The 12,996-nt window shown below is 42.1% G+C and carries 10 protein-coding genes; all 10 read right to left on the reverse strand.

What is annotated here, in order from left to right:
- Window positions 1-112: 112 nt before the first annotated feature.
- The 10 genes from GURA_RS19365 to GURA_RS23745 all read right to left on the reverse strand — a co-directional run bounded on the left by GURA_RS19365 (window position 113) and on the right by GURA_RS23745 (window position 12,916).
- Window positions 113-1,861 carry a glycosyltransferase gene (locus GURA_RS19365; RefSeq protein ID WP_011940604.1) on the reverse strand — a complete coding sequence of 583 codons (1,749 nt, stop codon included), beginning with the start codon at window positions 1,859-1,861 and terminating at the stop codon, window positions 113-115.
- A gap of 49 nt (window positions 1,862-1,910) precedes the next feature.
- Window positions 1,911-2,819: a glycosyltransferase family 2 protein gene (locus GURA_RS19370; RefSeq protein ID WP_011940605.1), complete on the reverse strand. Its 909-nt coding sequence runs from the start codon at window positions 2,817-2,819 to the stop codon at window positions 1,911-1,913.
- A gap of 251 nt (window positions 2,820-3,070) precedes the next feature.
- A complete protein-coding gene (locus GURA_RS23060; RefSeq protein ID WP_011940606.1) occupies window positions 3,071-4,888 on the reverse strand; it encodes a glycosyltransferase family 2 protein in 1,818 nt (605 codons plus the stop codon).
- Between the two features lie 248 nt (window positions 4,889-5,136).
- Entirely contained in the window at window positions 5,137-5,478 is a 342-nt protein-coding gene (locus tag GURA_RS19385) for a hypothetical protein (RefSeq protein ID WP_011940607.1), read from the reverse strand.
- A 274-nt stretch (window positions 5,479-5,752) separates the two neighbouring features.
- Window positions 5,753-7,087 (reverse strand): glycosyltransferase family 9 protein, encoded by a 1,335-nt coding sequence (locus tag GURA_RS19390; RefSeq protein ID WP_011940608.1) that lies wholly within the window; start codon window positions 7,085-7,087, stop codon window positions 5,753-5,755.
- Between the two features lie 42 nt (window positions 7,088-7,129).
- Window positions 7,130-8,194 carry a class I SAM-dependent methyltransferase gene (locus GURA_RS19395; RefSeq protein ID WP_011940609.1) on the reverse strand — a complete coding sequence of 355 codons (1,065 nt, stop codon included), beginning with the start codon at window positions 8,192-8,194 and terminating at the stop codon, window positions 7,130-7,132.
- Window positions 8,191-9,042, reverse strand: coding sequence for a class I SAM-dependent methyltransferase (locus tag GURA_RS23065; RefSeq protein WP_011940610.1), 852 nt, complete (start codon window positions 9,040-9,042; stop codon window positions 8,191-8,193). Before GURA_RS23065 ends, GURA_RS19395 begins: the two co-directional genes overlap by 4 nt.
- A gap of 1 nt (window position 9,043) precedes the next feature.
- Window positions 9,044-10,063: a radical SAM/SPASM domain-containing protein gene (locus tag GURA_RS19405; protein WP_011940611.1), complete on the reverse strand. Its 1,020-nt coding sequence runs from the start codon at window positions 10,061-10,063 to the stop codon at window positions 9,044-9,046.
- Window positions 10,057-10,803: a sulfotransferase domain-containing protein gene (locus GURA_RS19410; RefSeq protein ID WP_198134495.1), complete on the reverse strand. Its 747-nt coding sequence runs from the start codon at window positions 10,801-10,803 to the stop codon at window positions 10,057-10,059. The genes GURA_RS19405 and GURA_RS19410 overlap by 7 nt, the downstream gene beginning before the upstream one ends.
- Window positions 10,781-12,916 (reverse strand): ATP-binding cassette domain-containing protein, encoded by a 2,136-nt coding sequence (locus tag GURA_RS23745; RefSeq protein ID WP_011940613.1) that lies wholly within the window; start codon window positions 12,914-12,916, stop codon window positions 10,781-10,783. Before GURA_RS23745 ends, GURA_RS19410 begins: the two co-directional genes overlap by 23 nt.
- Window positions 12,917-12,996 lie beyond the last annotated feature (80 nt).

Genomic DNA, 12,996 nt, shown 5'->3' on the forward strand with positions numbered 1-12,996 from the left:
ACCGCCATTGGATGTTTAAAAATCTTGACCAATACATCGTCCACATCTTCATTGGCTTTTATGCGTAATACTATTTTTACCAGTTCCTATGATTGAGACCCTCAGTATCCAGTCAGCCGCATGAATTCCCCCGAAACTGATTCAGCATAAAATCAATCATCCGCCTGATCGGGCTGGTTACTCTCCAGATCAAAGAATTCTCCAAGGCACTAATTTTATGATCGTACTCTGCAATTACTTGTTCTTGCCTTGCAATGATTTCGTCATATTCTAGCGATTTGCATCGAAACTGATTCTCCAGTTCAGCATACTCCTGTGCAATTTGCTCGATCCGCTCAGTCTGCCCCCTGTATCCAAGCCATAAGGCATTATAGTCGGCCATGCGTTGCAGTATCGATTTCTGCAAATAGGCTAATTCCGCTTCAGCCCTATCTCCCTCTTCATTAAGAACATCTTCCAATTGCCGAGGCAGATCACTGCGCGCAAAAATCCAGCTAGCACGCGCGAAATCAATCCCTAGAGCAAGCGGATCCTCCCCTTGCCGGAATATGGCTATCACCGGCACACCTAACGCCTGGGCAACCTTCAGAGGTACTCCGCTAGGGCCGATTAACAATCTGCTCGTAGAAACCGCTGCCGCCATTGCACGAAAGTCGACTCGCTCACCGTTGTCGATACTGTAAGCCGCCCCATCGTCAAGAACCTCCACTATAACCGGCTCATACCCTGCTTCAGCAACAAGGGCCTTGATCTGCTCAAAATGCTCGTCCTCGCACGAAACCGTCAGGACAGCATATTCCTTGCCTGGAACCAAGAAGGGAGTTGCAATGGTCTGTTTCAACGAATCCAGATGAAGTACAGGAAAAAGCCGGGTAATGGTTACGACAGCCTGCTCTGCCAAAGCAAGGACCACCGGTTGTCCGGGGGGGATACTACTGAAATCAAGGTCGATGATCCTGTCATAGCCTTCATGATCTGGTACCTCGTTCGGCAGAAAACAGGCGTCAACAGCGGGATGAAGTAAGAACACCTCAGGATGATTGGTGATCAGGTCGAAGTTTACCAATAATTGCTCGTCCTTGAGCCTCTGCAGCACCGTGGTAACGGCCAGCAGGCTGTCAAGACTGTCGGTAACGGCACAAATCAACACGCGGCCGGTGAAAGAGCGTTTCTCCAGGTAACCGGACCATCTCTTTTGAAACGTTTTGTGATTGCGGGCGCGAACCCTCGACAACAACACTTTATCGATAGTGGCAGAGGTGGCATTATCAATATGTTCGTGTAAGCAACTGACAAGCTGGATATCGAACCCCATCTGACGGTATCTCAAGGATAAGTCTACATCTTCCCAGTATGCCAACTCATACTCTTCGGCAAAAAGTCCAAAACTATCGGCCATTCTCCTCGGGATCATCAGGCAAGAAGCCTGTATATACTCCCCTCTTGCTGGTTCCTTCACACCATGACCGATATCATCCAGTGCAGAATAACCACCTGTAAAACCTACAATTGCCAACCTGGCATTTTCGTCAAAACACCTGGAAAGCTTCTCCAGCCAGCCTGACTCATGGATGAAGATATCGTTATTGAGGACAACAAAATATTCACCACGCGCCTCAAGCAGGGCCTGATTGTGTGGGTGTCCAAACCCCGTGTTGTACGCATAGGAAATGATTTTACAGTTTGCATGGCAAAGGGAGTAGTCGCGCAGAAATTCGGCAGTACCATCGACTGAACCGTTATCGCTGATGATGAGTTCATAATCAGGACCTGAATTGGCTTCGATCAATTGAAGGCACTTCTTGGTAATATCCAGATTATTGAGAACGACAATCGAGATGCTATATCGAATATTCCCCATAAATTTCTTTGCCCTGACGACCTTATTTGTGTAGGTTTTACTCTGGTGGTTATCTTCTGTAATTGCCTACACCTAGTTTTGTCAAAATAACTGCATTCAGCCATCTAAGTGGCTTGGTTATCCTCCAGCTAAAGGAATTAATCAGATCGGTAATCCTCTGGTCTCGGTCTGCCAACTGCCTGTCTCGGTCTGTCAGTTGTCGGTCACGTTCAGCCAACTGATGCTCTTTTTGCTTTATGTCTAATTCAATGTATTGTAATTTATCCTTAAACAATACATATTCAGCCGGAAAATTTTCTTTATAAATAAGTGCTCTGTCTTCCCAAAAATCCATATCTTGTACATTAGAAGAACGTCCATTAATTCCATACTTTGCTATAATATTATTTACATACTTTGATCTAACCCCATCGTTATTAAACCATTTCATATTGAAGACATAATCAGCCAATATTTTATATTTGGTATCAAATTTACCCAATTTACTAAATATTGATTTTTCATAAAATATTGCCTGATGGCAAATATTTTGATCCATCAATTTAAGCGTAGAAAATTTACCATCATAAATTTTGCCGGTATCCCCCCATAGCACATTACCGTAAACAACATCAAATAAATCTATTCCGCCAATATTGAATATTTCTTCAAGAACCGTGTCATTATAGAAAACGTCGTCACAGCCCAGAAAATATATCCATTCGCCACTTGTCAGGTCAATCGCCTTATTCATGGCGTCATAAATGCCATTGTCTTTTTCAGAGATGAATTTTATATGTGAATATTTATCTGCGTATCGCTTTACAATCTCTAAAGTGGCATCTGTCGAGGCTCCATCAATAATCAAATGCTCCTTATTCTTATATGTCTGATGGGCAACACTTAACAGGCATGTCTCTATATCATTTACAGCATTATATGTAGGAGTTACAATGCTTACTTTCCGGTTACTTTCCACTTTTCAATAGCTCCTATCAACGCAACATAAACTAAAAGGTTGTAGATTCTGTACCCTGGCAAGGAATCTAAAGCCAACTAATGATAGTATAAATTGTGTCTAACTGTCGCCTAAGCTGCCGCCGTCGATGATGATGTATTCAAGGCTTTAATAATGGTTCTAAAGCTTATTTAGGAATAATTACATAACCCTGTATCAAGCGGTAACAGCAGACCAGTTTACTGCATTACGCCCTAGCTTTTCGATAATCGTCACCGTCTTAACCTGTCCGCCAAACATCTTAGGGGCTTGGTCAGACGCCAGCTGAGAGAATTTCTCATTGCATGAAGTTCGTTTTGGGCAGTACTGTCCGCTTCACAGCATGCTAGTTGCGCTGAAACATGCCTTAACTCCTCGACTTTGCGCAAAAGACAGGCAATGACACGATCAGAATCATCGGAAAGAGTGAAAGGTTTTGAATTGCTGACCGAATAAATGTCGTCAATATATGCCTTAACCTCACGCGCTGATATCGAAACCGGGTCCGGTGCAGACGACAACCCGGCTTCACCGTTCTTCCGGTACAGTACCATTTCTTCATCGAGTATTTTTTCGGACTCTGCCACATACCTGTCCATGAAGAGCGCTGCCTTCTGATTGCCATGAGAACGATAGCCGCCAAGGAGAGTGTCCACCGTATAAAGTTCGGCATGGCGGAAAAAACGGTTCCACAGTTCCAGGTCTCCCGCGTAATCCAGATCAGTGCGAAGCTCTCCCCCTGCCCTTTGCCAGAGAGACCTTTTCCAGAAGGTACTTTCCTGCTGTATGAACGGGTCGTTGTATGCCTTGTTCAATATCTTTACCCGGTTATAGCCGGGTAAATAATCAAAAACACCGCACATATCGCCATCTTTATCCCAAAAGGCGGGACGGCCGGTCAGCCACTCGATGTTTCTGAATCGGGAAAATGAATAGGCAACCTTGTAAAACGCAACGTGGTGGTACTTGTCATCTGAATTCAGCCACGCCATTATCTCGCCGCTAGTTTTTTTGAAGCCGTCATTTATGGCGTTATACTGGCCCCCATCCGGCTGGCTCTGCCAGTATACAAGGTGTTTTTCGTACTTTTTTATAATATCAACCGACTTATCAGTACTGCCTCCATCCATTATGATGAATTCGAGATTGGGGTAATTCTGCCCCAGTACGGAATCGATGCACTCTTCGAGGAATTCGCCCTGATTAAAGGATGGGGTGACTATGGAGAATTTCGGCGGGGGATTTTTTACAAAAATCTGCATGGTTGAACCGGATGGCGGATATTTTATCAAGGGTGGGGCGATGGCGTCCAAATCAAGGTTATCGCTCCTGACAGACTTTTCACTTTCTATGGCACTCTCGCATTCACGAATGTATTCGTCGCGCATTATCTGCGAGCGCTGCGCTGGGCCGTAGAACCTGAACCCGGCGATCAGTGCGTCAACGGTATGGATCTGGGCATGCCTGGAGAATCTAAGCCACAGCTCAAAATCCGCTGCCAGCTCGAAGGACAAGTCAAGCCCCTCCCCGGCCTTTTCCCAGAGACTGCGCCGCCAATAGGTGGCCTCCTGCATGATGAAGGCATATCTGTGGACATAGCTTTGATCTAGCAGGATCTCCCTGCTCCATGTTTGCCGTTCAATGCCGTAGGAATTCAGGTGTCCCATAGCATCAAAACCGACCCGTCTCCCTGTGAGGACGTTGACCTCCGGCATCTCGGAAAAGATTTCAGCCAGGACAAAAAGACCGCCAGGATGAAACATATCGTCGGAGTTCAACCAACCCATGACTTCGCCATTCGATCTTTTAAAGCCTTCGTTTAACGCAGCATAGTGCCCGCCATCAGGCTTACTCTGCCAGTAAGTCAGGTATTTTTCGTATTTTTTAATAATTTCGATGGAATTATCGCTGCTCCCTCCATCCATGATTATGTATTCGAGGTTGGGGTAATTCTGGGAAAGTATGGAGTCGATACACTTCTCCAGAAATTCCCCCTGGTTGAAAGAAGGGGTGACTATTGATATAGATGGGAAAGTATTATTGTATGCCATAGAACCAACATGAGTAAAACATAAGTGTATGATACTTTTATTTATCCGCTAAAACCTTAAAGTTTTATTAGCAAAGACAGGGTCATTTTTTCGTGCAAAAAAGAGATCAACCTGCCACTCAAACCCTTCGGGTGTCATCCTTAATGGATCGGCAACATCAATGCAGTAGAATCCTAATTTATCCATATGCGATACCAGCTCACTAAAGGTTGGCGAGTCAGCTGTAATGTGAAAATTATAGGCCTCAATTATATTGCAGCAAGTTCAAAATCTACGTTAGCAAAGTTTTCCCTAAGAAGATCTAGTTCGTAGCGACGCTCCTCTAAAGGTTCAAAAAGAATGTATTGTGCGTTAGAAAAAATTGTTAAGGTATCTTTCGTCCACTTGCCATCTGAAGCCCCAACATCCAGGATTGTAGAAACGGTAAATCCTTGATTGTAAAGACGTCTGAGAGCAGTAGTCATTGTCCATGCATTGATCGCCTTTTGCTCGTGGGTATAAGCCGTTGGCAATGTCATTACATTAGCAGAGTGACTATCAGAATGTTTATTTACCATAAACTTAACAAATTTATTGAATAAGTTTTTCATTTAAATTGTGTCCGCACTTTTTAGACTTGCAGTATTGAATGCCAATCAGAGACTTGGAGTTATAACTTCCGTCCATGATTATAGGCTCTTCTAAACCAAATTAAGTTCTCTTTGACCATTTATTCTTATAGATTAAATATTATAAAAGTTATGAAATAGAATGATATCAATACATTTTCAAAGAAGTTCAATGATTCAAGGAGTTGGTAAAATGTAGATTTGTGGAATATTTTCAGGCACAGCTTTCATTTTTTAATTCATATTAACGGCTTCTCTATTTCCATTTAAATATTTTGATTATCCATTCAAATAATTTTTGATATCTTTCACATAGAGTACCGATTTGGGATTGTACCCCCTCGGTTAAATTCTTATCTTGCATTGAATGAAGTAATTGGGCGTTTTTATAGTCCATAAAATTGGCATACTGTTTAAGCATTAACTCTTTCACCTCGGCACTTTCCTTATGCTCAGCAAAAACGACCGATTGTTTCGGAGATTCACCCTTGTACGCCAACATCAGCGCTTTTTTCACATCCTCTACCTCAACCAATCTTACACAAGGTGCGTCGATAAACGGGCATTCCCATGTACAGCCGAAGCAAGGTAAATCTCCTGCAACCGCTATTGCTCTATTCCCGACGGGAAGAAACCTCGGCCAATACCCCCCTCCGAAAATACCGACAACTGGAATACCGACAGCAGAAGCCATATGCATGGGCCCAGAATCATTCCCAAGATAGAATGATGCCTTGCTTAAAATGGCCAACAACAACGGCAGCTGCCCAGCCTTTCCAGTCCAGAGTGATGAACTACCCCCTCGATCATGTAACATCCCGGAAATATTTTGCAAAAGTTCACGTTCGTTCTCCTGACCAACTAACAAAACCTTTAGGGAAAACTTTTCACAGGCCCAAAGTATCACGTCTACAAATCGTTCAAGAGGCCACATCTTGATAGGCACATTCTGTCCGCCGCCCGGCAAGCAGACGAAATATTCTTGTAAGCTAAGTCCGTTCTCAAGAAGAACAGACTCCGCTTCAACCAACGATTCAGAACCTAGCGACAATCCCGTCAGCTGTGTGTGGGGGGGCTCATCGAAAAGAGTCTCATACAAGATTTTATATTTGTCCGTCTCATGACTTGTACCACTAACTGGAACATAATAATCCCAACAAGCCTTGCCTCTCAAGCCGAAAACGTCCAGTACTTTGGTATGACTTTCCTCTAATCTCCGATTATCTCCAATAGCTATACTCTTATCAGCATGCACACTGGCATTAATGATTGAGTCAAGCCAAGTACGAGTATATGCAGTATTAAGGAGCAAATCCCACGACGTCTCACCAAGCCTCTTCAGCAAAGCATCAACATGAAGGCGATCAAGGGGATCATAATTCGCGTAAGGGAAAAGACTAGTAGTGATCCAGCGAAGACGAGGCGAAAGAACTGGAGCTAACTGATCATACCCATCCCTGACTAACATCGTTATTTCTGCATGCGGAAGTCGTTCAAGTAATGAATCTATAAAATTGGCCAGAAGAATGATGTCGCCAAAGGTGTCAAATCGGGGAATCAGTATTTTATTAGCTTCTTGAATTTTAGGCACAACTCAGTTCCTGCAAATATTAAGGTACGCAATAAAAAGAACCTAACGATCTCTCCGCAACTTATCACAAATTCTGCGAAATGGCGCGGTTAGCCTCCAAGTAAAACTGTTCAGTACTTTATCTAAAGACCTTTCATGCTGTCGCGTTGTAAGCAACTCTGACTGAAGTTTGCCCAATGCCATTTCAAGCTCAGCAATTCGAGTCTGTGCACCTTCCTCGCATAACTCAAGCTTATTATATGTGTCCAAAAGGGCCAGAATAGCTCTTTTATAAGGGTCCTGCATTAGCGTCTGACTTACTTCAGCCTTATCATGTTTTGTTAAAGGATGCTTACCAGCAAAGATGAACATATCATATGCAAATATTGGTGTTTCAAATGCTACATTAGTTAAACCAACACGAGAGAGGAGAAGGCGGACTGAATCTTCATTAAAAAGGTAGAGATGTTCGTCTTCTTTCAAATGAAGCAGGAACATCTCATTATCAGCTTTCATCTCATGATATGTCTTGGCAACACTGCGCCAGCATGGCGTTTGAATGACCGCAATCCCGTCTTCCTTTAAAGTTGACACAATTCGGCTCAATACCTGCACAGGATCGGGAAAGTGCTCAAGTACATCCATAAATATAACAGCATCAAGTGTCCCAGGTTGAACATCAATTTTTTCAATGCCGCCACAATACATCGGGACATCGAACGTAGTCCGAGCAAATTCGCACAGCCAATTGCTCATTTCAGCACCAGAAGCATCATATCCCGCTTGGCGCTGAAGATAAACCGAGCCACCGTGAGCGCATCCTAGTTCGAGGGTTCTTGCAGGAGGTAGTTTGTATTGCAGTATACTTCTTAACCAGTAGACACTTCGTTCAGTAAGATCTGACCGTGATCGTTCATAAATATCAGGGAATCCGAGTTTTTTGACATGCTTCGTCCAGTATTCTTTGCCATAGAGATCGTCGGTAGAATCTCCCCCCTTGTAGAAATCTTCTGTTTTACGAAAACGACTCACAAGAGTATTGCATTGTGAACAACGATTGTAATGTTCGGAAAAGGGGATAAGTTCGCCAGAACCACACCAACATGAGATTAACTCTAAATCACTCAACGTTTCGCCCCTTGCTTTCGGACTAAGAAGACAGCACCACTACCTACAGGCCAGTTTGTTTCCATCGCAAGAAGTGCGCGAATTATGCGGCCCAACTCATCTGGGAAATTATTAAGGCCTCTGAAATAAGGCTCTAAAACAGATCCAAACTCGCTACCATCAGCAATCGGCACATGCCAAAGAGTATCAAGAAAGAGATTTGACCTCCCAAGCAGTTCCGGAACAATAGGAACATGTTCAACAATTTCGAATCCGGCTTTTCTTAGAATATTTGCCCATATGTTAGGTGGAAATGCGCTTACCAAATGATGATATGCTTTATAGCTATCAAGCAAATGGGCTGCAACGTCACTATCCTGGACCACCTTCATCAACTGCGGCAGAGTTGTCCATTCCAAAAATTTATCAGTAGTGACACTGAGCAGGAACAGTCCGTTAGGGACTAAAACGTCCCATATTTTATTTAGTACTATGTCAACATTATCCATATGCTCCAAGGAACAATTAGCAAAGACCGATGCGAATGATTCTGGAGAAAATGACATGTCCAGAGCCGGAGTGTTATAAACTGCACTGTATACACCAGAATCTCTCGCTGCGCCGATTGCCGAAACATCGATATCAACGCCAACGACACTATTTATTTCCGGCCAAACAAGCCGGAAATACTGTCCGTCACCACAACCGACATCCAGAATTGGCTCTGGGAGTGAGTACCGCTTATAAGCAGCGTATTCGCAAGCTCGCCAAATAGACATCGATGGTATGAACGGATAAAGCTTGCTGACAAGATCATATCCATTCATTATTGAGTCCACAGTTAATAGTTTTGTTTCATCTAATAGCATATTACCCACCTATAAAACTGACTGGATCATTTAGTGCGTGTTTGTGTTCGTTTATAGAAGACATTGGCATATGAAAAGTGCACTTACGGCAATATCGGGGAACAGCAGAGTTAAGATCAATCAATTTATGGTACTTTTCACTATTACACATATCTAGCAATGACATATTAACTATATTACCCAGATGAAATTCAGGAACTCTATCGTAATCATCACATGGGCAATAAGAAATATCACCATTGGAAAAAACCTGCAGGGCTATCACTGGTATCAAGCAATGATCTATGACGAATTTGTTGTCCAACCATTCTGCATCAAACGGCAATTTAGTTGAGGTGTCCAGAATGTTCCAATTGGCATATTTTGTTACTTTATGATGTTTTATATTTTTGGACTTCAAGTTATTAATTATCCAATTATCAAAATCATGATCTGACCTGTTTTTCAATAATCTAAAACCCAGTTCTATTTTTGAACAATCTTCGACAGAGGACAATATTCTGTTTACGCCGTCAACCATTTTATGATAATTATCTGTTCTAGTCATTAACTTGTATTCTTCTTGGTCAATTCCATATATTGATATCATTATTTTATTAACATTATTTGTTATATATTTAATTGAACTAACAGGTAAATCACCAGCCATAATCGCATTGGTCGTAAAACTAATAGACGTTATGTTTTCGTATTTTCTTGCGATTTTTATTCTGTCAATTAAATACTTATCAAGTAACACGTCACCAACAACCGGTGTTAAAGAAAGACAACCACCACCCATTTCGCTATAGCTTTTAAGTACTTTGTCAAATAGATCACACGACATAGTAGTTTTAGTTCTTTTCATATAAGAATAAGCACAGACTATGCAATTGTTATTGCATATATTAACGGTCTCGCATATCAACATAGCAGGTCTATATCTGCCATTAAATCCAATATAATCGGCTATTGATGAGGACAACCCCGTTACTCTCATTATTTCGTGCACTATTAATGATGTCATGTTATTTGCTACCATTTATTGTTTTCTTCATATTCCAAAGAAATAAGCAATTCACCGGCATTCTTTTTAAAGACATCTACATGCCTATCAGTAAAATAATTTCGCCAGTCACCAACAACCCCTTTTCTTACGAAAGTATTATGTTTATATGCTTTACCTAGTTCTTTTTTCATGTTTTCTTTTGTAAATGCATTAACGCCTTTTATTATTGAATCATCGTCTTGCGAAACATTAATATGCCCGTAGATATCTTTTAATACAGAAAAAGCATCAACTATTAATTCTTCATACTTGAATGCTACAGTGTCGGTTTCCAGCCAACTCTCAACAAAAGCTGACCATTCCTTTGAAACCATATCGACGTAATCATCAAACGGAATGTTAAAATCATCAATAATGCCATTTTTTACGCAAAAATCCTTTTCAAAGAAGTATTTTGAAACAATGACATCTCGGCCATCTCGTATTAAATGTACAAACTTTGCAGGAATCCTATGCCGGGCAGAATCCGGAAAGTCATGACTTTTGATAATACATGAGTCAGGCAAACCTAGAGAACTTGCATCAGTATACCAAGGGTGCTTACTCGCATCATATCCATTTTCAGCTATATTTTCTGATATGTAAATGTCTCTTCTCGGCAGATTGAGACTATGGGCGAGCATACTGACAAGCCATGTACCGCCGGACTTCGGATATTCCACGACTATTATTTTGCCGACACCATGGTCATTACCAGTCATTTTTATTTTCATATCCTGTCTCAAGGAGTAATTCACCATATTTAAGCTTAAAATATTCTTTAACTTTTGGAGTAAAGTAGTTTTGCCAATCACCTGCAACTCCCTTCCTTTCATGGGCGGTTATATCTTCAACTCCGATTTTTCTACCACCTGTTAATTTTTCGAATCTATTTTTAATAATAACCTGCTCCAACAATTCAGGTTTCACTGAAAGTAGACATTTTTCAATCAAAACTTTTTGAAGTATTGCCACATCATCCTTCAGCAGGTCTTCATATCTAATAAGATCCTCTCCTGCATCAAGCCAGGATTTCTGAATATTTGCACTTAAATAAAGCCATTCATCAATCAGATAAATCAACCCCTCTTCCAAACTCATAGAAACTAGGTTATCCCTGTAATTTGCAATGGTTGATGATAACACACCATGGCTAACCTTAAGACTGAAATAACCAGAGATCAAGGTGTCTCGGAGATCACGTATAATGACAAAACGACGCCACAAAACAGGAAGCTTAACGCTCTCAAACTGCTCCTTTGTTACGTAAACAGTTGGGTAAACCATACCCTCTCCAATTGGCTCGTTCAAGAAATGAGCTATCCCAAGCTTTGAATCAACGTACAAATCGGGAACCGCTTCCTTGAGAATCTTCTTAATCCATTGTGACCCAGCTTTCCAATGTGTTACATGGAGTATCGTCGGCATTTGAGTCCTCGTTTCTTCCGGTAGTCGCACATAGTTGCCTTTACGGTGAACCGTTGTGCCTGCATTTCCAGGCATATTACATATACCCGCGTGCAAACTAGCACTGTGCCCATCTTGCAGAGGCTTTTGAACCACTGTAAAACCGCCTACTGCCGATAGATGACATAGGCGCAATGTTTTTGCTTGAGTATTCGAAGGATGAGAATAAAGCCTATCGTCATAATCTTTCTTGCTTAATGCTGACAAGCCCATGTCAATGGTGTACTCCCCTGGAGCAATGTCCAACACCACATCAAATCTGATGCGCACCCATTCCCCTTGAGGGACATATTCTGGTAGTACCAAGTTGTCATAGTGCAATAGATTCTTTCCGTGCACCACGACATTCCTTTCATTCTTTATGATAAAACCACCGATTGGGATCTCAATCGCCTCGTTCAACATAAATTCGCAAAAAATGCTTAAAGTACTTCCCTGGTAGAACAACTTTGTAGCTACACCGTTTTCGTTACACAGAGCGACTCCTGAGCAACAGGCAATACCATTTGATACTACATCAACCTTGGTAATATCAGAAAATTGGCTCACGTGGGGCCAGTAAAAAGTCACATCGTTGGTATCACCCTCTCCATCGGGGTGTATAAATGTTTGGGAAACATTATCCACATAATTTGCTAACCGCTCATGCTGTTGAACAAGGAGATAGCGCTTAACGGCTTCTGGTGATTTACCGAAATACTCCACTCTATTATCGTTGAGCAATAATGCCCGTTGACAGAACTGGACTACGTCCCCCATACCATGTGTAACAAAAAGAATAGAGACACCCTTATCTCTTAAATCTTCCAGTTTTCTATAGCATTTTTGCTGGAAAAATACGTCCCCAACCGATAAAGCTTCATCAACAATCAAAATTTGGGGTTCAACAATTGTTGCAACTGAAAATGCAAGCCTGACAAACATTCCGCTTGAATAACTCTTTACCGGTTGGTTAACAAATGTACCAATATCAGCAAAAGAGAGAATATCATCCAGCCTTGCATCCATCTCCTCCCTGGTGTAACCCATCAAGGTACCGTTGAAATAGATGTTCTCAATACCGGTCAACTCGGGATTAAACCCCGCGCCAAGCTCCAGCAATGCAGAAATCTTGCCATTGACCGTCACATTGCCGCTCGTCGGGGTCAAAACGCCGGTGATGATCTTCAACAGCGTAGATTTGCCGGAACCGTTCTTGCCGATGATCCCGACAGTCTCGCCCTTCTTTATCTCAAAACTCACGTCATTGAGCGCATAAAAGTCTTTGTGATACTTTTTGCCGAAGGGGTTAACAGACTCTTTCAGACGATCAAGGGGGGTGTCGTAGAGTTTGTAGATCTTTGTGAGGTTTTGGACGGATATTGCGATGTCGTTGCTCATTATTGTTTTCCGCGAAGTGGCGTTACGTGAGTAGTGAGTCGTGAGCAGTAAGTGGTAAAGGCAATTTCGTAAGTCGTAAA

It is taken from the genome of Geotalea uraniireducens Rf4 (genome assembly GCF_000016745.1).
Lineage (GTDB): Bacteria > Desulfobacterota > Desulfuromonadia > Geobacterales > Geobacteraceae > Geotalea > Geotalea uraniireducens.

Excerpts from the sequence above, each read along its gene's own strand:
- GURA_RS19410 (WP_198134495.1), bottom strand. The coding sequence starts at position 10,803 with ATGAAAATAAAAATGACTGGTAATGACCATGGTGTCGGCAAAATAATA.
- GURA_RS23065 (WP_011940610.1), bottom strand. The coding sequence starts at position 9,042 with ATGCTATTAGATGAAACAAAACTATTAACTGTGGACTCAATAATGAAT.
- GURA_RS19405 (WP_011940611.1), bottom strand. The coding sequence starts at position 10,063 with ATGGTAGCAAATAACATGACATCATTAATAGTGCACGAAATAATGAGA.
- GURA_RS19385 (WP_011940607.1), bottom strand. The coding sequence starts at position 5,478 with ATGAAAAACTTATTCAATAAATTTGTTAAGTTTATGGTAAATAAACAT.
- GURA_RS23060 (WP_011940606.1), bottom strand. The coding sequence starts at position 4,888 with ATGGCATACAATAATACTTTCCCATCTATATCAATAGTCACCCCTTCT.
- GURA_RS23745 (WP_011940613.1), bottom strand. The coding sequence starts at position 12,916 with ATGAGCAACGACATCGCAATATCCGTCCAAAACCTCACAAAGATCTAC.
- GURA_RS19365 (WP_011940604.1), bottom strand. The coding sequence starts at position 1,861 with ATGGGGAATATTCGATATAGCATCTCGATTGTCGTTCTCAATAATCTG.